The sequence below is a fragment of the Kitasatospora sp. NPDC051164 genome (assembly GCF_044455625.1).
GTDB lineage: Bacteria > Actinomycetota > Actinomycetes > Streptomycetales > Streptomycetaceae > Kitasatospora.
Window position 1 is genome coordinate 282860 of sequence record NZ_JBITFB010000007.1, and the last position, 23086, is coordinate 305945.

Genomic DNA, 23086 nt, shown 5'->3' on the forward strand with positions numbered 1-23086 from the left:
GGCATGACCGAGTCCCACCCGTCGATGGCCCTCCCCTCGACGACGACCGCCGAGCCGCGCGAACCCGGCTGCGCAGGCGGGCTCACCGTCCTCGACCCGCCGGGGCTCCCCGGCCCCACCGACGCACCGGACGGCCCGGCGGACGACCGCACGGCACCGTCCACCGCGATGCAGGACCGTTTGGCCGGACGCCTGTCCGATATCACCAGCCTGCACGTACACACCGAGCGGCTCGCCCGGGCCCGCGGCCTCGCCGCCACCCTGGACACCCTCCTCGCCTCCGGTGCCGCCCTGCTCGGCGCCCGCCGCGGCGTCCTGGTCACCCGGACGGCCGGCGGCGGCCCCGGCCAGCCGGTCGGACTCGGCCTCGACCGCGCCAGCCTCGGCGCCCTGGAGACCGTCCCGACCGAGCAGAGCCTGCTCTCCCGGCTGCTGTGCGAACAGGACCGGCCCGAGCAGCTGCACTCCCCCGACCTCGCCGAGGACCCGTCCATCGGCGCCCGGCTGCGCGAGCTCGCCGTCCACCTCGGCCTCGGCGGCGCCTACGGCCTGCCGCTCGCCACCGTCGAGGACGGCCCGCTCGCTGCCGCCCTCTGGTTCTACGACGAGCCCGCCGAACCCACCGAGTGCCGGCGCCAGCTGGCCCGCCACTACTGCGAGATCGCCGCCCCGCTGCTCGCCAAGCAGCTGGAGGCGGAGCGGATCCTGCGCACCACCGAAGCGCTGCGCCGCGGCCTGCTGCCCGACCGCCTCCCCCGCGCCGCCGGACTGCGACTGGCCGCCCGGCTCGTCCCGGCCGGACTGGACCGCTCCTGCGGCAGCGACTGGTACGACGCGATCCCGCTCCCCGACGGCACCGTCGGCCTCACCGTCGGCTCCGTCTCCGGCGACGGCCCCGGCGCGGGCCCCGGCTCCGCCCCCGGCGCGGCCGCCGCGATGGGCCGGGTCCGGGCCGCGCTGCGGGCCTACGCGGTGCTGGAGGGCGAGGACCCGGTCTCCGTCCTCGGCGACCTGGAGCTGCTGCTCAAGACCACCGAGCCGACCCGCACCGCCACCGCCGTGTACGCCTGGATCGAGCCCGAGGAGCGCCGGATCACCCTGGCCGGCGCCGGGCACTGCCCGCCGGTCCTGGTCGGCCGGCACGGCGCCGAGTTCGTGGAGACCTCGCTCTCCGCCCCGCTCGGCATGCTGGCCTGCTGGGAGGCGCCCGGGGTGGAGTTCACCGCCGAACGCGGCGAGACCCTGCTGCTCTACACCGAGGGGCTGGCCCGGCGCTGCGGGCCGACCCTGCACGCCGGGCAGAACAACCTGCGCCGGGCCGCCGCCGACGCCCCCCGCGACGTCCGGCTCGACCCCGACCGGCTCTGCGCCCACCTGCTGGCCGTCTGCCCCGCCCCGGAGGCCGCGGCCACCGACGACCTGATGCTGCTCGCGGCCCGCTTCGAGTAGCCGTCCGGACCTGGAACAGGCGAGTGGCCGGGCGTCCGTACCATGGACGCACGGCCGCCCGCGCGTGTCGCGATCCGACACTCCCCCGAGGGGCGGCGGTACCACCCCCCAAGGAGGCGTTGCACGTGACCGAGGACCGTACCCCCGCGGTGGCCGAGAACCCCGAGGCCGAGGGCGGCGAGGAGCCGCAGGAGTTCAAGGGCCGCAAGAACGGCCTCTACGGCGAGATCTCCGACGAACTGGCCGCCTCGATGAAGTCCGGGTGGGCCGACACCGAGCTGCACGGCCTCACGCCCGTCGCCCAGGCCCCGTACGCGGCCGCGCGCCGCGCCGAGCTGTCCGCCGCCTACCCGGGCGTGCGCCTGGTCGTCCCGGCCGGCAACCTGCGGGTGCGCTCCAACGACACCGACTACGCCTTCCGCGCCTCCAGCGAGTACGTGCACCTCACCGGCGACCAGACCGAGGACGCCGTACTGGTCGCCGAGCCCACCGGCGAGACCGGCCACGAGTTCACCCTCTACCTGCTGCCCCGCTCGGACCGCGAGAACGGCGAGTTCTGGCTCGACGGCCACGGCGAGCTGTGGGTCGGCCGCCGGAACAGCCTGAGCGAGCAGGAGCAGCTGCTCGGCCTGCCCGCGCGCGACGTCCGCAAGGCCGCCGAGGAGCTGGCCGAGCGGGCCGAGGGCTCCGCCGTCCCCACCCGGATAGTCCGCGGCTACGACGCCGGCCTGGAGACCGCGCTCGCCGGCGTCCTGGACGCCGACCGGGACGCCGAGTTCAAGGAGTTCCTGAGCGGCCTGCGGCTGGTCAAGGACGAGTGGGAGATCGGCGAGCTGCGCGCCGCCTGCGACGCCACCGTCAAGGGCTTCACCGACGTGGTCCGCGAGCTCGGCCAGGCCGTCGCCACCTCCGAGCGCTGGATCGAGGGCACCTTCTGGCGTCGCGCCCGGGTCGAGGGCAACGACGTCGGCTACGGCACCATCGCCGCCGCCGGCTCGCACGCCACCACCCTGCACTGGGTCCGCAACGACGGCGACGTGCGCCCCGGCGACCTGCTGCTGCTGGACGCCGGCGTGGAGACCCACACCCTCTACACCGCCGACGTCACCCGCAGCCTGCCGATCAACGGCCGCTTCACCGAGCTGCAGCGCAAGATCTACGACGCCGTGTACGACGCCCAGGAAGCCGGCATCGCCGCGGTGAAGCCCGGCGGCCGCTTCCGCGACTTCCACGACGCCTCGCAGCGGGTGCTCGCCGAGCGCCTGCTCGCCTGGGGCCTGCTGGACGCCTCCGTGTACGGCGTCGAGAAGGTCCTGGAGCTGGGCCTGCAGCGCCGCTGGACCCTCCACGGCACCGGCCACATGCTCGGCCTGGACGTCCACGACTGCGCCCACTCCCGCCGCGAGGAGCACGTCGACGCCCTGCTGGTGCCCGGCATGGTGCTCACCGTCGAGCCCGGCCTGTACTTCCAGCAGGACGACCTGACCGTGCCCGAGGAGTACCGCGGCATCGGCGTCCGGATCGAGGACGACATCCTGGTCACCGCCGACGGCAACGAGAACCTCTCGGCCGGCCTCCCCCGCCGCGCCGAGGACGTCGAGGCCTGGATGGCCTCGCTCGCCTGAGCCACCCCGCACGCCGAAGGGCCCGGCCTCCGCTACTGCTCGGGAGGCCGGGCCCTCGTGCGTCCGGGGCCTCGTGCGCTGCGGCCCTCATGCATCCGGGGCCCTCGTGCGCTGCGGCCCTGGTGCGTCGGGGTCAGCGCTGGACGGCGGGCCGGACCGCGACGGTCTCGCCGGAGTGGCCGTCCGAGTCGCCGCCGACCCGGATCTCCACCGACCCGGCGCTGCCGGTCCGCTTCAGACCGACCCGGAACGTGTACTCGACCGGGTTGCCCGTCATCACGCCGACCAGCTCGGCCGGTGCCACCCCGAGCCGGCCGTTGCAGTCCGCGGTCACCTCGAAGGACTTCCACTCGTTGCCGACCTTCGCCTCCATCGTGACGTCCGACCCGGTCAGCCCCTCGCCGGTGGGGAGGGACAGCCGTACCACGGGGCGCATCAGGGCCGACCCGTCCGGCGAGGAGACCTTGAAGGAGAACTCGGTCGGGGTCTTGCCGACGACGAGCGCGGTGGGGGCCGACACCGAGTTCACCACCGGGCGGTGGCGGTCGACGACGGACGTGGTCACCACGGACTTCGCCATGGGCTTGAGGGAGGACGGCAGCACGGCGTCCGCCTCGACGGCCAGCCGGCCCGGCTGGTTGCCCGCGTCCAGGACCATCCGGTACTCGACGGTCCGGCTCTCGCCCGCGGCCAGGGTGAAGGCCGCGTCGTCGCCCGTGCCCGCGTAGTCCATCCCACCGCCCTGGCTCAGCGCCGGCATGGCCTTCCAGCCCGACGCGTCCTTGCGCTCCAGCGTGCCCTGCGCCATCGCGAGCTGCTGCTGGCACTTCGCACCCTCGAAGTCCTGCGTCGCCACCACCGGCGCCACCGCGCGGCTGCCCGAGGAGTCGTTGTTCTTCCAGGTCACCGCGAAGGACACCTGGTCGCCCACCTGGACCTGCTGACCCTCCTTCAGGCCGGTGAAGGTGATCCCGATGCCGCCGTCCTTGGCGACGGGCTTGGTGTCCGCCGTGGGGGAGGGCTTGGTCGCGGGCTTGGTGGTTGCCTTGGTGGCGGGCCGGGTGGTCACCGCGGCGGCCGGCGCGGGACCGGAGGAGTCGGACGGAGCCGCGGTCGGTGCGGCCTGGGCGGGCACGGCGGGGGTCGCGGCGGCGGTCTCGTCGGGGACCGAGGTCGGGGCGGCCGTCCCGGCGGCCGACACCGTCCCGGCGGAGCGAACGGCGGTGGGGGCGGCCTGAAGCGCGGCCTCCGTCGGGGCGCAGGCGGCGACCCCGACGGCAGCGATGACGGCAAGCGGAACAATCTTCGCAATACGGGCGATAACGGACGCGTTCATGTGACAGTCCCCCCAGAGGACACAGAAGAGGTGAATGGTGGTGGTGCTCGCGTGCGGACGCCTCGTTCGCGTCCCGGAGGAGCCGGCCCGAGCCCCGGCCCCGCCGGCTCGCTCTCCCCGCCTCTCACCCTGATAGACGTGCATCCCCCCGGGAGGTTGCAGGTGGGTTCAAAAGTTTTCCGAGAACTCGCCCCGGAACGCCGAAAGGCGCCGCGACCAGGGAATTTCCTGGTCACGGCGCCTCGGAGGCGGCCTGCGATCGGCTACTTCACGACATTCTCCCGGATGATCGCCTCACCGATCACGGTCAGCGGGCCGCTGCCGTCGTACGGCAGCGTCGCCTGCATCCGTACCGGTATGATTCCCGGCCCGTCGGCGGGGTCGATGGTCAGCCGGTACGTCACCGTGTGGCTCGCGCCCGGCGCCAGGGGGAAGGTGGCTGCCTTGCCGCCCATCGCGTAGTCCATACCGCCTCCGGGCGACATGCTCAACTGGGTCCAGGTGCCGCCGTCCTGACGCTCCAGCTTGCCGGCGTTCATCGGGATCATGCCGTCCGGCGTCCCCGGGTAGGAGTCGGTGAAGACCAGCGGCTGGACCGCCGGCAAGTTGGAGGTGCTGGTGTTCCGGTACGTCACCGAGAAGGTCACCGGCCTGTCCTTGGCGGACACCATCCCCCCCGGAAGGAAGCCGGACTGCGTGACGGCGACGGTGCTGCTGTTCACCGGATCCGCCGACGGCGCCGACGACGCTGCCCCCGGCGCCTTGTGGCCGCTGACGTCCAGGCTGTTGACGATCGACTGCAGACCGGCCTGGTAGTCGCTCGTGAGACCGATCGCCGAAACGAACACCTGGTCCTTGGGCAGGGCCCACATCTGCGCCGTGAAGGAGGACTTGCCGCAGGTCACCTGCCACTGCGACTTGCGGGCCGGGCGGCCGGAGACGGTGGGCGTGCTCTTCGTCGGACCGTTGACGCTGAGCGCTTCGCTCGGCGTGGGCACGTGCGGATTGCCCCAGATCGGACAGTACGGCTGGTGGCCGAAGCCCCCGGTGGCATCGAGGTCTTCGGTCACCGGCCAGTCCTGGTCGTCCGAGTCGAAGACCGACAGCTCCACCCCGTACGGCTGGCAGTCGTGGTAGCCACTGCCCTGCGGCGCCCCCGGGCTCAACAGGCAGAGGCGGAGCGCACCGTCGGAGACGGGCCGCCAGCCGGCCGGGACCTTCAGCTTCACGCCCCGGAACGTGTACGGCGTCGACGGGCCCACCGGGGGTGTGGTGTTGGTGGCCGACGCGGAGGAGGACGGGGTGCCGTCGGCGAGGGGGACCCCGGTCTCCGGATCGCCCGTCGGGGTGCCGGTGTCGGTGGGGGTGGCCGACGGGCTGGGGGTGGTCGGCTCGGGGGTCGGGCTCGGGGAGGTCACGGTGGCGGCCGGGGGCGGCGGGACCTGGTCGTGGGCGACCGGCTCGCCGTGGAAGGTGAGCACGCCGAGCGCCATCGCGGCGGCCAGGCCGAGCGGGACGGTGACGGCGTACACCGGGCGCAGTCGGCGGATCCGGCGCTTCGGGGGCGCGGCCGGGCGCAGGCTGTGCGCCGTGATCAGGGAGGCGCGCGCGCCCATCGCCTCGCGGAGCAGCCGTTCCGTCGGGGTTTCGGCCGGCTCGTCGCCGTCGCCACCGCTACGGCGGGGGAACTTGTCGGTCATCGAACCTTCTCCAGGTGCTTTTCCAAGGCGTCCAGGGCGCGACTGGCCGTGGACTTCACGGCACCCCGGGACAGCCCCAGGGTCTCGGCTATCTGCGCCTCCGACATGTCGGACCAGTAGCGCAGCACCAGCACCTCGCGCTGGCGGGGAGTCAACTCCTGCATCGCCACCAGAACCCGCCGGTGCTCGTCGTTGAGCACCGCGTGGTCCTCCGCCGACGCGGCGTCGGGCTCGTGCGGCGGGACGTACTCGCGGGCGGTCTTGCGGCGGCGCAGCATCGAGCGGGCGCCGTTGACCACGGCCGTCCGCAGGTAGCCGAGGGCGTTGTCGAGGTCGTCCAGCTGCTCGCCGTGCCGCTGGTAGAGCTGGGTGAAGGCCTCCTGGACGACGTCCTCGGCCAGGTCCTGGTAGTCGACCAGCAGCACGGCCATCCGGACCAGGCCGAGCCGGTGGGCGTGGTACAGGTCGGTCAGGGTGGGCCGGTCCTCGGCCGGCTTGCGTCCGCCGCGCAGCAGCCGGAAACCGGAGCGGCGCTGCTTCGCCTCCTGCTCGGTGACGGTGCCGGCGAGCGGCTCGCCCGCCTCCTGCGCGCCGAACAGCGCGGCGATCACCCCACGGATGGTGAAGCCGCGCGCCCCTGCCGGCGCGACGGTCGGCCCGATGGCCATGGACATGTGCGTTTCCGCTTTCCCCCGGGACGGTGACGGCGGTTGCCGGACCGTCAGGTCCACCTGATCAAGATCGTGATCGGGGGGGGATCCTCTCAGCCGCCCTCGGCCCGGTTCCCTCCGCCCCCGTACCTATGGACGTGCGAGGGAGGTGGAGGTTGCAGGTGGGTTCGAAGAAAATTCCGAGGTGACCGGGACGGCTACACTCACCGGCATTCCGCCACCCGTGAGCAGGGGGTTCGCATGACCGAGCAGAACGACGAGGGCCCGGTCGGCGCGGGTACGAGAGCCACGGGTACGACGACCGCGGGTACGACAGCCGCGGGTACGGCGACCGCGCCTCGGCCGCGACCGGTGGCCGTCGCCATCGGCCGGCGGCCGGAGCCCGTGCACGATGTCGCGGTGTACGCCTTCGAGGGCATGGCGCCGTTCGAACTGGGCGTCGTGGTCGAGGTGTTCGGGCTGGCCCGGCCCGAGCTGAGCGGGCTGCTGGCGACGCCCTGGTACGGGCTGAAGGTGTGCGCCGACCGGCCCGGGACGGCGCTGGACGCGGTGGGCGGCTTCACCATGACCGCCCCGCACGGGCTGGACGAGCTGGCGGCGGCCGACACCGTGGTGGTCCCCGGGGTGCCGAACGCCTTCAGCGGCGAAGTCTCCCCCGGACTGGTCGAGGCGCTGCGCACGGCGCACGAGCGCGGCGCCCGGATCGTGTCGATCTGCTCGGGCGCCTTCGCGCTGGCCGCCGCCGGGCTGCTGGACGGCCGGGAGGCGACCACCCACTGGCGGTACGCCGAGCTGCTACAGCAGCGCCACCCGGCGGTGCGGGTCAACCCGGACGTGCTGTACGTGGACAACGGGGACGTGCTCACCAGCGCGGGCAGCGCGGCCGGCATCGACCTCTGCCTGCACCTGGTCCGCCGGGACCACGGCGCCAAGGTGGCCAACACCGTGGCCCGCCGCTTCGTGGTGGCGCCGCACCGGGACGGCGGGCAGGCCCAGTTCATCGAGGCGGCGGTCCGCCCGGTCGAGGAGGAGGACGACGGGATCGTCCGCAGCATGCAGTGGGCGCTGGACCACCTGTCGTCCCCGCTGACCGTCCCGGTGCTGGCCCGTGCCGCCCGGATGTCGGACCGCTCGTACCTGCGGCACTTCACCGCCCGCAACGGGACCAGCCCGATGCGCTGGGTCGTCACCCAGCGCATCGCGGCCAGTCTGGCACTGCTGGAGTCACCGGACGGGACGGTGGAGGAGATCGCCGCGGCGGTCGGCTTCGAGAGCTCCGCGACCTTCCGCCACCACTTCGGCCGGGTGATGCGCACCTCGCCGACCGCCTACCGGCGCTCCTTCGGGCGCGGGGTGGCGTAGCCCGCCGCGCCCCGCCGCGCCCCGGCCCGCTCGGGCCCGTTCGGGCCTGCTCGGGCTCGGATCCGCTCAGGCGTTCTCGCGCCGGTCGGCGTTGGCGAGGATGGCGTCGTGCAGCCACTGCGCCAGGCCCGGGGCGAGGTTCTCGTAGGTGTCCGTCCAGCGCGGGTCGGAGACGTACAGGCCGGCCAGTCCGCGGTGGATGGTGAACGTGCAGTCGTAGAAGTTCTGGCAGATGTGCTGCCGGTGCGCCTCGGCGAGGTCCATGGCCGGTGCGCCGTCGGCGGGCTCGCCGCCGGTGAGCGCCTCGACCAGGCGGGTGTTGAGCTCGGCCATCTCGGCCTGGATCCGCTCCCAGTCGGCCTTGGAGTAGGCGCCGGTGCGGCGCTGGGACTCGGCCCAGGCCTCGGTGTCGCCCCAGCGCTGCTCGGCCTCCTGCTCCCACTCCTCCTGGTAGCCCTCGCCGAAGATCTCGAACTTCTCCTCCGGGGTCAGCTGAATGCCCATTCTCCGTGCCTCCATGGCGTGTTCGACGGCGCTGGCGAGGTCCTGGAGGTGCCTGATCCGGTCGCTCAGCAGTCGGTGCTGCCGCCGGAGGTGTTCGCTCGGACTGACCGAGTGGTCGTCCAGGATCGCCGCGATTTCCTCCAGGGGGAAGCCGAGTTCGCGGTAGAAGAGGATCTGCTGCAGCCGGTCGAGGTCGGCGTCCACGTACCGGCGGTACCCGGAGCGGGTACGGCCGGCGGGGGACAGCAGGCCGATCTCGTCGTAGTGGTGCAGCGTCCGGACGGTCACCTTGGCGATCTTCGCCACGGCGCCGACCGAGTAGCCCTCACTGGTCATCGGGGTTCCTCCCTGGTGCTGACCACTACCCTCGGCTCTCACGTCACGTGAGGGTCAAGCCGCTTTCCCGAGCGGCTTTGCCGAGCGGCCTTCTCAAGCCGCTTTCCCGAGCCGCCTTCTCAAGCCGCCTTCTCAGGCGTCGGCGCCGACCAGCTCCCGCTCGCGCCGCCGGGCCGCCCGGCGTCCGCCGTCGCCCTGGCCGGTGGCCCGCGGCCGGCGGGGCTGCTGGGTGGGCCAGAGCAGCACGTACGCGGCGGAGACCACCACGAAGGCGAGCCGGACGAAGCCGCGGGCCGAGTCGGACGGGAGGAGCAGCGTGCCGCCGTACAGCGCGCCCAGCGCGATCCAGCTCCACCACGGAACGAGCCGCTTCTGTCCGACCGCGTCCCAGAGCAGGGTGCCGAGCAGGATCGAGGCCGTGTAGTAGGTGTAGACGCTCGGGTCGAGCAGGATCCGGGCGTCCGCGCCGAGCAGCACCACGGCCGGCCAGCGGCCGCGCCACACCGCGATGCTGCCGAGGCCGAGACCGAGCGCGAACTGGGTCGGGCGGTCCCACCAGGGGGTGGCCGGGTCGGTCACCCCGAACCAGCGCAGCGCCGAGGCGGGCTGGTTGGGGATGGTGAACTTGGCCGCCGCCATGGTGTCCAGGTTGCCCAGGTAGAACGGCAACCAGGCGATCGCCACCAGGGCGGCGAACCAGAGCGCGGTGCGCAGCCAGGTGGGCCGGGGCAGCGCCAGGATCAGCGGGGCGAAGGCGATCGCCCAGGGCTTGGAGTCCACCGCCAACGCGAGGAAGATCGCGACCTGGGTGGGTTTGCCGCGGGCCAGGGCGTGCGCGGCGAGGGTGGTGAAGAACAGCGCGAGGACGTCGTCCAGGTGCGCGAAGCGGACCGACACCTCGACCCACATCGGGATGAAGGCCAGTCCGGCGATCAGCAGGCGCTGCTGGAGCCGGCGGTGGTTGGTGCCGGTGCCCAGGTAGTAGAAGGCGGCCGTGCGGCCGACCACGACAAGCATCACCAGGCCGAGCGCGGCGCTCGCCGCCTCGGCGACCAGTTGGCCGGTGTGCGGCGAGAACGGGGCGGTGAGCCGGGCCGCGGCCAGGCTCACCGGGCCGATCTGCAGCTCCGGATGGCGGGCGTAGAGCGACAGACCGCCGTCTGCCTGGCCGCTGAAGAGCAGCTGCTCACCCTGGCGCAGATAGTGCCAGGAGAAGCCGCCGCTCGGCTCGACCAGGAAGAACCAGAGCGCCGTCCAAGCGACCAGCAGGACGTGGTGCCTGCGGAGCGGCGATCCGGCTATGCGCCCGGTCGCCGCCTCGTAATCCGTGCTGGTCCGTGCCGTGCGTGCTTCCCGCACCTGTCCTCTCCCCGCCGGTTCCGCCCCCCTCCGGCCGGACATCCTATGTGACGGAGGTGTACCGCCCGTGCCGCCCGCAGGGCCGTCCTATGGACGGCGCGGGCGGCACGGGAGTACCCGGGAAACGGTTCCCCCTGGTCAGCTGTGCTGGCCCGACTTGCGGCGGCGCAGCACCACGAGGGTGCCGACACCGGCCACCAGGACGGCACCGCCGACGGCCGCGATCGCGGTGGTGTCGTCGCCGCCACCGGTCTGGGCCAGGGACTTGTCCGCGTTGGCGGCGGAGGTCTTGGCCTTGCTGACGCCGCCCGGGGTGATCTTCGGCGGGGTGACGTTCGGGGGCTGCACCGGGAAGTCGATCGGCTGCGGTGCGTCACTGCTGCTGCCGCCGGACGGGGCCGGAGGGGTGGTCGCGCCGGAGTCGGACGGCGAGGCGCTGGTGGGCGCCGTCGTCGGCGTCGCCGGCGTCGTCGGCTCCGTGGTGGGCGTCGACGTGGCCGTGGCGGTCGGTGACGCGGTGGAGGTGTGGGTGGCCGTCGGCGAGCCGCTCGCGGTCGGGCTCGGCTTGCCGGTCTTGGTCGGGGTGGGGGTCGGGCTGGGCTTGCCGCCGCCGGCCTTGATGGTGAAGCCGGCGCCCTTGATCCCGTCGCAGCTGAAGCTTCCGTGGTCGTTCTCGTCGTTGGCGTCGGCGGAGTAGACCACCGGCACGACACCGGCCTTGCCCAGCGGGGCGTCCTTGGTGAAGGAGGCGCGGACCTTGATGTCGATGCTCTTGCCCTGGGCGAGGTAGAGCAGCGCGCCGTCGGCGGCGTCGCCGCTGTCCGTGACGCCGCCGAGGAACATCAGCACGGCGCTGTCGTCGCCGTCGCCGCCACCGGGGGCGATGACGGCGGTCTTCCAGGTGCCGCCGCCGGGCAGCGAGGCCGGCAGCTGGTACTCGAGCTTGAGGTCCTTCGCCTTGAGCGAGCCCGCCTTGTTCTTGAACTTCAGCAGCGGGTAGGCGACGAAGTCGGTCTTCGTCGAGTTGTCGATCCGGTAGGTGAACTCGCGGGCCTCGTCACCGGCAATGAAGGTGCCGGGCACACCGCGCACCGAGAGGTCGAGGCTCTGGTGCCCCGCCTTCTCGGCCGACGCGGCGGCGGACGGGGAGCCGGTGGTGCCGACGGCCATGGCGCCCTGGGCGCCGGCCAGCACGAGCGAGGACGCGAGCGCGGCGGCACCGGCGAGGGCAAGACTGCGACGTATGGACAAGGGAGACCTCACGGACGTTTCCGGGCGAGGCCCGGGCGCGAGGGGCGGCCGCAGACGCCGCGTCCCCCCGCGAAGCTGAAAGTGCGACGGAGAGTACCGAACGACCGGGCCGGTCCGGAAGGCGGGTGCCGCACTGTGACCGAGACTTGGAAACGAGGCGCCCGGTTCGCCCAACCCCGTCCATGTACAAGGCTTTTGTGCTTTGCCAAGTGATGACCGGAAGTGACGGGTACACGCCCGGAGGACCGTACCGCACCCCGGGCGAAACGGCACGGACCGCCGTCAGGCGGCGGCCGTCAGTCGGCAGGCGTCAGTCGGCAGGCGTCAGTCGGAGAAGAAGGACTTGGCCGCGATCAGCGCCCGCTCGTCGCGCAGCACGTCGCCCGGGCGGGTGCCGTTGCCGAGCAGCACGCCGCCCCAGCGCATCCGCATGTACTCGGCGGTCAGCCGGAGCGTGCCGATCAGCGGCTCGGCCGTGTCGTCGGAGCCGCTGAGGGCGGTGACGCCCCACAGGGTGGCGCCGCCCATCCGGGCGCGGAAGTCCAGCCCGGGCACCCGGAGCCAGCCCGCCCAGTGGTCGAGGTAGAGCTTGGCGCTGGTCGGCAGCGTGTACCAGTACAGCGGCGCGACGAAGACCAGGTCGGTGGCCGCCAGGGTGGCGTCCAGCAGGGTCCGCTCGTGGCCGACCGGCTCGGGGTAGCGGCCGTCGCCGGTGTGCCGCAGGTCCTGGAAGGGCGGCAGCGGATGCTCGCTCAACCGCAGCCACCGCTGCTCCGCCCCGACCGGCAGGCTCGACTCGACGGCCAGCCGGGCGAGTCGAGCGGAGTTGCCGTCGACGCGGGCGCCGGCGTCGAGGAACAGGAAACGGCGCGACGCCTCGGCGCCGGACGGCTGGTCGGACGGCTGGTCGGACGGCTGGTCGGACATCGGAACTCCCCCGGTCAGGTGCTGCGGACGGAGGTGCGAGCAGCCGCCGCGCGCCGGTTATTCCGCGCCCGCGCCCGCGCTCGCGCCTGCGTCCGCGCCCCGGTCGCCGGTCAGTCCGGCAGCCCGGCCCGGCGGCGGGCGACGGCGGCCACCGCGGCCCAGTCCTTGTCCCCGTCGCCATGGGCCAGGGCGTCCAGGAAGGCGTCCCGCAGGACGCTGCCGAACGGCAGCGGCACATGGCGCGCGGCCCCCGCGTCCAGCGCGAGGCCGACGTCCTTGAGCCCGAGCGGCAGCCGGAAACCGGCCGGTTCGTAGCGGCGCTCGGCCACCATCGCGCCGTAGCCGGAGTAGACCGGTCCGGGGAAGAGCGTGCCGGTGAGCATCTCGACCAGGTCGGTCGGCCGGACCCCGTTGGCATCGGCCAGGCTGCACGCCTCGGCCATCGACTCGATCGCGCAGGCCAGCAGGAAGTTGGTACTGATCTTGGCGGTGTTGGCCTGCCGGGGGCTCTCGCCGAAGTACCAGGTGCGCTGCCCCATCGCAGCGAACAGCGGCTCGGCCCTGGCCAGCAGATCGGCGGCGCCGGCGGCCAGGATGTTCAGCCGGCCCTCCGCCGCGACCGGCGGCCGACCGAGCACGGGCGCGGCGACGTAGCCGATGCCGTGCTCGGCGTGCAGTGCCTCGGCCCGCTCGGCGAGCGCCAGCGAGACGGTGGCCATGTTGACGTGCAGGGTCGCCGCGGCGCCGACCAGCAGGGCGGGGTCGAGCAGCAGGCGCTCGACCGCGTCGTCGTTGGCGAGCATGGAGACCACCGTGTCGGCGGCGAACACCTCCGCGAGCGAACCGGCCGCCTGCGCGCCCTCGGCCACCAGGGCGGCCACCGGCTCGGGCGAGCGGTTCCAGACCCGTACGGCGTGACCGGCCCGCAGCAGGCTGCCGGCCATGCCCCGGCCCATCGCACCCAGCCCCACGAAGCCGACTGTCGCCCTGGTCATCCGCGCACTCCCGTCGCCGTTGCCGCTCACCTGCCGCCGACTGTACGTCAGGGGACCGATAGGGCCGGACTGTTCACGGTGGCCAGGGTGCTCATGCGCAGGCGCGCGCGGGCATCCGGGTGCGGTGCGCGGCGGCCCCGCGCTCCAACTCGGCGATCACCCGGCCGCGCAGCAGCTCGTACTGGGCCTGCAGCCGGCCGGGACGGGCCGGGCGGGCGACCGGGCGGCCGGGGCCGACCAGTTCGTCCGGCCCGAACTGCTCGCGGGTGAGGTCGATCTCGAAGCCGGTGGCGAAGCGGTTCCACCAGTGGAGGTCCGTCCGGACCCCGTCGATGTACACCTCGCCCATCATCAGCTCGCCGCCGAGCAGGTCGTGCACCACCATCGCCGTCACCCCGCACTGGCCGCGGGCGGGATTGTCGGGACGCCAATGGGCCAGATCCTCGGGCGCACAGGTGTCGACACCCCAGGAGGAGCGGATCGCACGTTCGATGTCGTTGAGGGTCCACGCCGTCATACCGGGAAGCCTGCCACGCGGCACTGACAGCGGCAGCGGCTTTTCGAAGGGTCACCCCGTGTTCTGCGGTGACCCTCCCGGCGTTCACCCGAACGAGTCAAGGAATCCGGCCGGCCGTCCATCCCGCGTCACGGGACGGCCGACCGGCCAAGGCGTCACTTCGCCGCCGGGTGAGGGGTCGGCGTGGTGGCGTGGCGGGGAGGCGTCACTTCGCCAGCGCGGCGACGCCGGCCTGCGCGAACTGCTCGTCCAGGTCGCCGCTGGGCGCGCCCGCGACACCGATCGCCGCGACCGGAGCGCCCTTCGACTGCATCGGGGCGCCGCCGGCCAGGAACAGCGTGCCGGGGATGTCCTTGAGGTTCGGGGCCTGAGCCAGCCGCTTGACCAGCTCCGAGGTCGGCGCGTTCCAGGAGACCGCCGTGTAGGCCTTGCGCTCGGCCGACTCCGGGGCCTGCGGCCCGGCGCCGTCACCCTTCAGCAGCACCCGGGTGACACCGTCCCGGTCGACGACCGCGACCGACACGTGCTGGCCGGCCTTGGTCGCCGCGTCCAGGGCGGCCTGGGCGGCGCGGGTGGCGGCGTCGATGGTCAGGCCGGTGCTCTGGGCGAGGTTCCTGTTCTGCGTGTCGACCTTCACCGCGGCCGGGGCGGCCGGGGTCTCGGTGGTCTCGGCGCTGGCCGAGACGGCGCCCACGGTGGCGGCCGCGATCGCGGCGGCGGCGACGGCGCCGGTCAGCACCCGGGTGCGTGCGGAGGTCTTCTTCATGGTCCAGCTCCTCAACGGGTCTGCGGGGTGGTGCGAGGTGACGCGGGGGGATCAGGGGTGGTGCGGGGGATCGGGGACGGTGCGCAGGGATCGGGGAGCCGCCGGGTCGAGGGGGTTGCCCGGCGGCATGCTTCGATCCTGCGTCCGGGGACGGGTCCGCCACATCGACGGACCGGCGCGAGCGCCCGGGCATGATGGGGGACGGCGGCGTCAACCGATCGGCTGATGCGGGACCGGGCGGGACGGGTCACCATCGAGGAATCGGTGCAGGTCAGTGCGGACCCGCCGCCCGTGCGCCACCCGTGCGCCGCCCGTTCGACCAGGAGCCACCCGTGCCACAGCCCCGCCCCTTCGCCGATCGGCACGGCACCGGGCGCATCGGGCGCACCGGTCGCACCGGAGCCGCCGACCGTCCGGGCGCCGTCGGCTCGCACGGCCTGTACGGCCCGCACGGCGCGGTCGGCCGCGACGCCGGGGACCCGGACGCGGGCCGGCTGGCGCTGCTGTTGGACTCCGCCTTCGTCGTGCTGCTCGCCGCCTCGCTCAACCGCTACCTCACCCACCACTCCGGCAACGCCCAGGCCCCCTGGGTGATCGGGCTGAGCGCCGCCCTGGCCGTCGCCCAGCCGGCCGGCTCCTGGCTCGACCACCACCGTCCGACCGCGTCGGGCCGGCGCCGCCGGTGGTCGCTGGGGCTGGTGGTGACGCTCTGGGTGGTGCTGGTGCTGCTCGCGCCGAGCTTCGCCTGGTGCGCCGTCCCGCTGATCTACACCGCGCTGCGGGCGCTGCCCGCGAAGGCGGCGATCCCGCTGGTGGGCACCCTGACCCTGCTGGTGGTGATCGCCGAGATCCGGCTGCCCGGCGGGGCGGATGCCACGCTCGTCCTGCTGCCGCCCGCGGTGGCCGCGCTGGCCACCGGCGTCTTCCTCTTCATGGCCCGGCAGGCCGCCCGGCAGCGCGCGCTGATCGCCGACCTGGTCCGCACCCGGCGCGAACTCGCCGCCACCGAAAGGCGGGAGGGCACCCTGGCCGAGCGCGAGCGGCTGGCGATGGAGATCCACGACACCCTGGCGCAGGGCCTGTCCAGCCAGCAGATGCTGCTGCAGGCCGCCGACCGCACCTGGGAGGCCGATCCGGCGACCGCCCGCACCCACGTCCGGACCGCCACCGAGGTGGCCGCCCGGAACCTGGCCGAGGCCCGCCGCTTCGTCCACGACCTCGCGCCGGCCGAACTCGCCGACGGCCGTACGCTCGACGGGGCGCTGCGGGCGCTGGCCGCACGGGAGTCCGCCGAGAGCGGTCTGCCGGTCCGCTTCCACCTGGACGGCACGCCCGTGCCGCTGCCCGCCGCCACGCAGTCCGCGCTGCTGCGGATCGCCCAGGGCGCGCTGGCCAACGTCCGCGAGCACGCCGGGGCGTCGGCCGCGGCGATCACGCTGTCCTTCCTCGGCGACCAGGCCGTCCTGGACATCGCGGACGACGGGCTGGGCTTCGACCCCCAGGCCGCCGGCACCGGGGGCGGTCGCGGGTACGGACTGCCCGCGATGCGCGCCCGGCTCCGGCAGTTGGGTGGGACGCTGACCGTGGAGAGCACCCCCGGCGAGGGCACCGTCGTTTCCGCCGCGATCCCCCTGGAGCACCGATGAGCGAGCGAAGTGGGCGCATGAGTACGGCTCCGGCCCGGACCGCCCCCGTCCGGCTGCTGGTCTGCGACGACCACGCGGTGGTACGGGCCGGGCTGCTCGCACTGCTCGCCAGCGCGGGCGACATCGAGGTGGTCGGCGAGGCCGGCACCGGGGAGGAGGCCGTCGCGCTGGCCGCCCGGCTGGTGCCTCAGGTGGTGCTGATGGACCTCCAGCTCGGCGACGGCATCGACGGCGTGGAGGCCACCCGGCGAATCACCGCCGCCCCGGGCGGGCCGCACGTCCTGGTGCTCACCACGTACGACACCGACGCCGACATCACCCGGGCGATCGGCGCCGGCGCCACCGGCTACCTGTTGAAGGCCGAGCGGCCGGAGGAGCTGTTCGCCGCCGTGCACGCGGCCGCGCAGGGCCGGACGGTGCTGTCGCCGCCGGTCGCCTCCCGGGTGATGGCGCAGATGCGGGCGCCCGCGCCGCAGCTCACCGAGCGCGAGCTGGACATTCTCGAACAGCTGGCGCAGGGGCTGGGCAACCGGGAGATCGCGCGGGCGCTGTTCATCAGTGAGGCCACGGTGAAAACGCATCTCGGGCGGATCTACGACAAGTTGGGCGTGGACACCCGGGCGGGCGCGGTCGCGGTGGCCAAGGAGCGCCGGCTGCTGCGCTGAGCCGGCCGGGCCCTTCGTCCGGTCTCCGGTCTCCGACTCCGAACCATCCCGAGCACCCCGAGACCCCGACCGCCCCGACCGCCCCGACCGCCCGGCGGCTGCGCTGGGCGCTCGCGCGGTGTCACTGCGTGCTGCCATGATGCTCGGAATGTCGGATTCCAGCCATCGCGTCCACGGGGCGCGGCTCGTTCCGGTGTGCGCCGCCCTGCGGCCGGGCACGCCGACCGGCCTACAACTGCCTGGTCCGAAGCCTTTCGGGCCGGCCTGAGCCGGTCATCACAATGTGGATGTTTCGTGTATTCCACTATTGACAAACCAACCACGCGGTTTGTTAGCGTGAGATCAACGATGTCCCCGGGGGTGGGGACTCGCCGGGGCCTGTGCGGACCGCTCTCGCCGGAGGGTGTGGCCAGGGGGGACGGCGAGGCTGCCGGGGTGTCGGGGGGAGCGGCCGCGCCGAAGCCGCGCGACGAGGCGGCGTGGAGCGAGTCCGGGGGGACTCGCTCCACGCCTCCCCCGGTCCCTCTCGGCCTTCGACTACGCCAGCGCGCTCCAGTACGGGCAACACACATACGGCAGCGGCGCCGAGCTTGGGCCACCACCCCCGGACAGCACCGGGAGCCGCTCCGAGCGGGCCACCCCGGGCGAGCTCGCGGTCAGCCCGGCCTCGCCCGACTCCCCGAAGCGGAGCGCCAGTCGGTAGCCGTCCCGGGTGGTCGCGGCCACCCCGGGGCGGTCCCAGTCGGTGTTCAGCGAGGTGATCGTCCAGCCGCGCCGCCGCCAGTGCCGTTCCACTGCGTCCACCAGCGCCGCCCGCCGGGGCAGCGAGACGACGGTGAGGATGTCGCGCCCCCGGGTGACGTACCAGCGCACCGCCGACTCGCGCCCCGGCCGGGGCAGCCGCGCGCCCGACCGGGGCGCCGCCTCCTGCCAGGCGGGCATCGGGTCGATGGCGTCCAGGGTGTCCTGAAGCAGCGTCTCGCAGCGCTCGGCGGCATCGAGTTGATCGGCCGTCACACCTGGTTCCGGCCTCGACCACCGCCAGGCGGGCACGGCCGGCGCACCATCGGGGCAGCCGCCCGGGCATCCGACGTTGAGTTCGGCACCACCTGACTGCACAGGGCCCTCCGTACTCCTCCCGGCGATCAACCCGGGCTGGGATTCCGTCACTGCTTGGACGGTGGACGGGTACGGGCAGTTCCATCCCCACCATCCCCACACCTTTCGAATTGCACTACACGGTGCAGTTGAATCACTGCTCTGCACTGTGTAGTTTACTTCTCGCGCCGCCAACGGGAACAGCCCGGCGGCACCACCGTCCAAGAAAGGACTCCCGCCATGCCCACCATCACCGTCGGCACCGCCCGCATCCCCTACCGCGTCGTCGGCGACGGCCCCGACACCCTCGTCCTGGTCCACGGCACCGGCCCCGGATCCGGCATGTGGGACGGCCTGCTGGACTCCTTCACCGACCGCTACACCGTGCTGCTGCCCGACCTCTCCGGCAGCGAGGCCGCCGAGGACGACGGCTCCCCGCTCACCCTGGAGACCCTCGCCACCCAGGTCAACGCCGTGATCGACGACGCCGACCGCGGCCCCGCCGACGTCTTCGGCTTCTCGCTCGGCGCCGTCGTCGCCACCGCGGCCGCCGCCCGGCGCCCCGACCAGGTCCGCCGCCTGGTCGCCGCCGCCGGCTGGATCAGCGCCGAACAGGACGAGTACCTGCGCCTGTCCATGGCCACCTGGCTGTCACTCGCCGACCACCCCGACGCCTTCGGCGGCTACGCCACCCTCACCGCCTTCAGCGGCGGCTTCCTCGACCGGATCGGCCGCGCCGCCGTCGAGGCCAACACCGCCTACATGCAGCCAACTCCCGGCACCCTGCGGCACATCGCCCTCGACCTCAGCCTGGACCTCACCCCGCTGCTGCCCCACGTCCAGGCCCCGGCCCTGGTGATCGGCTGCACCCAGGACGCCACCGTCCCGGTGCGCAACGCGCGGCGTCTGCACGCCGCCCTCCCGGGCAGCGTCTACGCCGAGTTCGACACCGGCCACATCGTGCTCGCCGAGGAGACCGAGGCGTTCACCAGGACCGTCCGGGAGTTCCTCGACGCCGAATGAGCGGCGGGCGGCGGGCCATCGGCACCGGGGAACGGGGACCCGGCGACGGGCGGCGGAACGGGGAGTCGGAGCACACCGCCGCCCGGGTAACAAGTCCCTGTTCAAAAAGGCCGATTACCGCGCCTGGTGATCGGAATGAAATTGACTGAACGTCAACTTGCAAGGTGAGACTGCTTCGTCAGTTACACCGGCAAGGAGCAGACCATGCGCATACTCTTCACCGGCCCCGCCTCGGCAGGCCACCTCTTCCCGCTCGTGCCGACCGCCCAGGCGCTGCGCGCCGCCGGGCACGAGGTCCTGTTCGCCTGCGGGCAGCCGCTCGACCAGCTCCGCCGCGCGGGCTTCCCGATCGTCGAGATCGGCGACGGCCGGGGCCTGATGGAGCTGTTCGAGGAGCGCCTCGGGAACAAGATCCAGTACGTCACCCCGGACAGGTCGCAGGACGAGATCTTCGACACGGCGGCCGCGATCTTCGCACACGCCTCCCGCCCCACCGTCGACGGCCTGCTGGAGGCCGCCACCGAGTGGGGCGCCGACCTGCTCGTCCACGACTCCTTCCAGGCCGCCGCACCGCTGGTGGCGACCCTGCTCAAGATCCCGTCGGTGGTCCACAACTTCGGGGTCAACCCCGGCCTCCCCATGAGCCGCCTGCTCGCCTCCCACTTCACCGACGTCTACGAGCGGCATGGGCTGGCCGGCCCGGCCCCCGCCACCGCGCTCAACATCGGCCCGCTCGGCGGCGACCCGGACGGCCTGCCGATGCGCTACATCCCCTACAACGGCGGCGGCATGGTCCCGGCCGAGTTCCTCCGCACCGCCGACCGCCCGCGGATCGCCGTCACCCTGGGCACCGTCCTCGCCGAACTCGACGGCGTCCGGGCCGTCGCCCGCCTGGTCGAGGCCGCGGCCGAGGTCGACGCCGACTTCCTGCTCGCCGTCGGCGGCGCCGACCTCGCCCCGCTCGGCACCCTGCCCGACAACGTCCGCGGACTGCCCTGGGTCCCGCTCAACGAACTGCTCAGCCGCGCCGACGCGTTGATCCACCACGGCGGCTCCGGCACCATGCTGACCGCCCTCCAGGCCGGCCTGCCCCAGCTGCTCCTCCCCCAGGGCGCGGACCACTTCATCAACGCCGAGGCGCTCACCGCGAGCGGCGCCGCCCTGAGCTCCTCCTCCGACGCCGTGGACACCGCCCTCCTCGACCGCCTCCTCACCGACCCCGACCTCCGCGACGCCGCCCACCGGCTCCAGTCCGAGAACGCCGCCCTCCCCACCCCGACCGCCCTCGTCCCCACCCTCGAAGCCCTCACCACCCGCTGAGCCATGGCCCGGTCGGGGTCGGCCGGACGGCCGAACCCGGCCGGACGGTCACTCACCCGCGGGCGGCCGGGGCGAACTCCTCCCGGATCGCGTTCACCAGTCCGGTCACCAGGCGCGCCCGCGGCACCATCGCGTCGACCACGACGTACTCGTGGTCGGCGTGGGCGCCCCCGCCGACCGCGCCCAGACCGTCCAGCGTCGGTATGCCCAGGGCGGCGGTGAAGTTGCCGTCGCTGCCTCCGCCGACCGCCGTACCCGAGAGGCCCGGAACGAGTCGGCGTGCCAGCCGGAACAGCTGCTCCGACGCCGACTCCGGCATCGGGGGCCGGCCCACCGCGCCCCGGACCACGATCTCGGCCCCGTCCAGGTGCGGGCGCAGGTTCGCGAACGCGGACTCGATCCGCTCCTTCTCCCCGGCCGTCTCGACGCGGACGTCGACGGTCACCGTCGCCTCCGCCGGCACCACGTTGTCGGTGGTCCCCGCCGACGCGATGGTCGGCGTCACCGTCGTCCCGGCCTCCGGTCGGCTCAGCGCCGCCAGGTCCAGGACCTGGTGGGCCGCCTCGACCAGCGCGTTGACGCCGGCGGCGGGCTCCAGCCCGGCATGCGCCGCCCGGCCCCTGACGGACAGTTCGAACGTGCCGCACCCCTTGCGACCGGTCTTCAGAGCGCCGCCTTCGGCCGCCCCCTCGAACACCAGGACCGCCCCGCAGGCGCGGGCCCGCTCCTCGATCAGCGCCCGCGAGGCGCCGGAGCCGACCTCCTCGTCGGCGGTCACCAGGATCTCCACGCCGGTCGGATCGTCCAGCGCCGCCAGCCCGTGGACGGCCTGCACGAGACCGCCGAGCATGTCGAAGACACCGGGTCCGGTCGCGTGGCCGTTTTCCGCCCGGAAGGGACGCCGGGCGAGCGTGCCAAGCGGGAACACCGTGTCGTGGTGGCCGAGGACCAGCACCTGCGGATCGCCGCCGCCCGACCAGTGGACGTGCGGACCCGCCACGCTCTCCACCAGGACGGCCCGCCCGCCCAGCCGGCTCTCGATCACCGCCGCGACGGCCTCGGCGGAGACCCGCAGGCGTCCGGGTCGCGGGACGGGGACTCGACCTCGACGAGCCTTCGCAGGTCCTCGAGCATCGCGTCCACGCGTACGGCGGCACTCCTGTGCATCGTCATCCTTCAACGTCTGTGTGGTTCGGCCCGCCGCACACCCGCACCGGGTTGCCTTCCTGCGCGCCTGCTTATTCGTCCTACTCGCCCTACTCGTCCTACTCCTCTTACTCGTCTTGCTCCTCCACGCGGTGACCGGCCGACCGCAGGGCCGCCAAGGCGTCGGTGAGCCGCTCCGAAGGCACCAGCACCAGGTCCGCGTCGTACGTCGAGGCCACGAACACCGGCACTCCGACGGCTGCCAGCGGCGCGATGAGCAACGACAACATGCCCGGCAGGTCGAGCGCGTGGGCACTCTCACCGCTGTACAGCGCCGTCCAGCGCTCGACGGACGCGCCGTCCACCCGCTCGTCCACCTCGCGCACCACGGTCAGCCCCTCGGGGGCCCGGATCAGCGAGACCCAGCGCGACGCCAGGGCCGACGCCTCATCGGCCGGACGTTCGACGCAGAGGGATTCCGGAAGAATGCGCAGATGCTGCGCGGCCGCGGTAGTCACCCGCCGATGGTAGGAAATCCTGCGCATCCATGGACCCGCACCCCCAGCCCCGGACGCGCGAAAGCCGCAGGTCATGTGACCTGCGGCTTTCGGTAGGGAGCGGGCGACGAGAATCGAACTCGCGCTCCAAGCTCGGGAATCTTTGGACCTCCGGGCCCAAAGCGCTCCTGACCTGAAACGATGCCACCGCAATCGGCCCTTCGGACACCGGGCGCAGACCGCTGCTGACCGCCGCTCACCACCCGCTCTGGCACGGATCCGGCACGCACCGGAATCGTCCGGGCGGAAACCTGCTGGCCAATCCGGTCCAGGTCGGCCAGACCGTTGCGACCAGGCCGTAGGGCCGAAACTCCGCGACGCCGGTCGTCTCCCGCGCGACCGGCGCCGCGGCCGTGGGCTGCTGCGCGCGACGTACGGCATCGAGGTAGCCCGAAATGGCTTCGTGTCTGCGGATCAGGCACTCGATGCGCTCGCCCATCCGCTCCCGCTCCCGCTCCAGGGTCGTGATCGTCTCCGCGGTCGCGCCGGCAACGTGGATCACCCGGGAGCTCAGGCACGGAAGAAGCTGCTTGATGATCCGGGTCGGCAGTCCGGAGTCGAGCAGCCCCCGGATCTGCAGGACGCGGTCGACGCAGCGCTCGTCGTACTCCCGGTAGCCGTTCGCGGAGCGCTCCGGGGCGATCAGCCCCTGCTCCTCGTAGTAGCGCAGTAATCGGCGCGGGGTTCCGGTGCGCTCGGACAGCTCTCCGATCCGCATCTGGCCCACCTCCTGTCTCACCGTCTGCCAGTTCCGCCAGTTCCGCCAGGGTGCATCACTGATACAGCCTCACACCATAAGATAATTAATAGTTCTCTTTTTTTGAAGCCTGATT

At 73.3% G+C, this 23086-nt stretch carries 19 protein-coding genes and 2 pseudogenes; 7 read left to right on the forward strand and 14 right to left on the reverse strand.

Annotated features, from left to right (window positions below; genetic code table 11):
* Positions 1-3 precede the first annotated feature (3 nt).
* The gene (locus ACIBEC_RS13360; RefSeq protein WP_360496559.1) at positions 4-1449 is read left to right on the forward strand and encodes a PP2C family protein-serine/threonine phosphatase; all 1446 of its coding nucleotides are present in this window, start codon (positions 4-6) and stop codon (positions 1447-1449) included.
* 125 nt (positions 1450-1574) lie between these two features.
* Complete coding sequence (locus ACIBEC_RS13365) at positions 1575-3074, forward strand: aminopeptidase P family protein (protein WP_360496562.1); 1500 nt, start codon at positions 1575-1577, stop codon at positions 3072-3074.
* A 133-nt stretch (positions 3075-3207) separates the two neighbouring features.
* Here ACIBEC_RS13365 and ACIBEC_RS13370 read toward each other — a convergent pair whose 3' ends face one another.
* From ACIBEC_RS13370 to ACIBEC_RS13380, 3 genes are all read right to left on the reverse strand, one after another.
* On the reverse strand, positions 3208-4410 hold the full coding sequence (locus tag ACIBEC_RS13370; RefSeq protein WP_360496565.1) for a hypothetical protein: 1203 nt from the start codon (positions 4408-4410) through the stop codon (positions 3208-3210).
* A 263-nt stretch (positions 4411-4673) separates the two neighbouring features.
* Complete coding sequence (locus ACIBEC_RS13375) at positions 4674-6110, reverse strand: hypothetical protein (protein WP_360496568.1); 1437 nt, start codon at positions 6108-6110, stop codon at positions 4674-4676.
* The gene (locus tag ACIBEC_RS13380; protein WP_360496571.1) at positions 6107-6784 is read right to left on the reverse strand and encodes a SigE family RNA polymerase sigma factor; all 678 of its coding nucleotides are present in this window, start codon (positions 6782-6784) and stop codon (positions 6107-6109) included. Before ACIBEC_RS13380 ends, ACIBEC_RS13375 begins: the two co-directional genes overlap by 4 nt.
* A 237-nt stretch (positions 6785-7021) precedes the next feature.
* On the opposite strand from ACIBEC_RS13380, the gene ACIBEC_RS13385 reads away from it, so the two are divergent.
* A complete protein-coding gene (locus ACIBEC_RS13385; protein WP_360496574.1) occupies positions 7022-8143 on the forward strand; it encodes a helix-turn-helix domain-containing protein in 1122 nt (373 codons plus the stop codon).
* 66 nt (positions 8144-8209) lie between these two features.
* Here the strand turns inward: ACIBEC_RS13385 and ACIBEC_RS13390 are convergent, their stop codons facing one another.
* From ACIBEC_RS13390 to ACIBEC_RS13420, 7 genes are all read right to left on the reverse strand, one after another.
* The gene (locus ACIBEC_RS13390; RefSeq protein WP_360496577.1) at positions 8210-8983 is read right to left on the reverse strand and encodes a MerR family transcriptional regulator; all 774 of its coding nucleotides are present in this window, start codon (positions 8981-8983) and stop codon (positions 8210-8212) included.
* A 132-nt stretch (positions 8984-9115) separates the two neighbouring features.
* Positions 9116-10342: a hypothetical protein gene (locus ACIBEC_RS13395; RefSeq protein WP_396287920.1), complete on the reverse strand. Its 1227-nt coding sequence runs from the start codon at positions 10340-10342 to the stop codon at positions 9116-9118.
* A gap of 138 nt (positions 10343-10480) precedes the next feature.
* Complete coding sequence (locus ACIBEC_RS13400; protein ID WP_360496580.1) at positions 10481-11593, reverse strand: LPXTG cell wall anchor domain-containing protein; 1113 nt, start codon at positions 11591-11593, stop codon at positions 10481-10483.
* Between the two features lie 324 nt (positions 11594-11917).
* On the reverse strand, positions 11918-12520 hold the full coding sequence (locus ACIBEC_RS13405; protein ID WP_360496583.1) for an NAD(P)H-dependent oxidoreductase: 603 nt from the start codon (positions 12518-12520) through the stop codon (positions 11918-11920).
* Between the two features lie 110 nt (positions 12521-12630).
* The gene (locus ACIBEC_RS13410; RefSeq protein ID WP_360496586.1) at positions 12631-13515 is read right to left on the reverse strand and encodes an NAD(P)-dependent oxidoreductase; all 885 of its coding nucleotides are present in this window, start codon (positions 13513-13515) and stop codon (positions 12631-12633) included.
* Positions 13516-13606: 91 nt separating this feature from the next.
* Entirely contained in the window at positions 13607-14032 is a 426-nt protein-coding gene (locus ACIBEC_RS13415) for a hypothetical protein (protein ID WP_360496589.1), read from the reverse strand.
* Positions 14033-14237: 205 nt separating this feature from the next.
* Positions 14238-14798 (reverse strand): heme-binding protein, encoded by a 561-nt coding sequence (locus tag ACIBEC_RS13420; protein WP_360496592.1) that lies wholly within the window; start codon positions 14796-14798, stop codon positions 14238-14240.
* A 332-nt stretch (positions 14799-15130) separates the two neighbouring features.
* Between ACIBEC_RS13420 and ACIBEC_RS13425 the strand changes: the two genes are divergently transcribed.
* Positions 15131-16444 (forward strand): sensor histidine kinase, encoded by a 1314-nt coding sequence (locus ACIBEC_RS13425; protein ID WP_396287921.1) that lies wholly within the window; start codon positions 15131-15133, stop codon positions 16442-16444.
* A 17-nt stretch (positions 16445-16461) separates the two neighbouring features.
* The gene (locus tag ACIBEC_RS13430; RefSeq protein WP_360496595.1) at positions 16462-17109 is read left to right on the forward strand and encodes a response regulator transcription factor; all 648 of its coding nucleotides are present in this window, start codon (positions 16462-16464) and stop codon (positions 17107-17109) included.
* Positions 17110-17646: 537 nt separating this feature from the next.
* Here the strand turns inward: ACIBEC_RS13430 and ACIBEC_RS13435 are convergent.
* Positions 17647-18126, reverse strand: coding sequence for a hypothetical protein (locus tag ACIBEC_RS13435; protein WP_360496598.1), 480 nt, complete (start codon positions 18124-18126; stop codon positions 17647-17649).
* 321 nt (positions 18127-18447) lie between these two features.
* Here ACIBEC_RS13435 and ACIBEC_RS13440 point away from each other — a divergent pair, with 321 nt between their 5' ends.
* The gene (locus tag ACIBEC_RS13440; protein WP_360496601.1) at positions 18448-19230 is read left to right on the forward strand and encodes an alpha/beta hydrolase; all 783 of its coding nucleotides are present in this window, start codon (positions 18448-18450) and stop codon (positions 19228-19230) included.
* A gap of 204 nt (positions 19231-19434) precedes the next feature.
* The gene (locus ACIBEC_RS13445) at positions 19435-20550 is read left to right on the forward strand and encodes a nucleotide disphospho-sugar-binding domain-containing protein (RefSeq protein WP_360496604.1); all 1116 of its coding nucleotides are present in this window, start codon (positions 19435-19437) and stop codon (positions 20548-20550) included.
* Between the two features lie 52 nt (positions 20551-20602).
* On the opposite strand, the pseudogene ACIBEC_RS13450 reads toward ACIBEC_RS13445, so the two are convergent.
* The 3 genes and pseudogenes from ACIBEC_RS13450 to ACIBEC_RS13460 all read right to left on the reverse strand — a co-directional run.
* A pseudogene (locus ACIBEC_RS13450) lies at positions 20603-21723 on the reverse strand (M20 family metallopeptidase).
* A gap of 101 nt (positions 21724-21824) precedes the next feature.
* On the reverse strand, positions 21825-22214 hold the full coding sequence (locus ACIBEC_RS13455; protein ID WP_360496607.1) for an ACT domain-containing protein: 390 nt from the start codon (positions 22212-22214) through the stop codon (positions 21825-21827).
* A 382-nt stretch (positions 22215-22596) separates the two neighbouring features.
* A pseudogene (locus ACIBEC_RS13460) lies at positions 22597-22971 on the reverse strand (MerR family transcriptional regulator); the annotation flags it as partial.
* Positions 22972-23086: the final 115 nt, after the last annotated feature.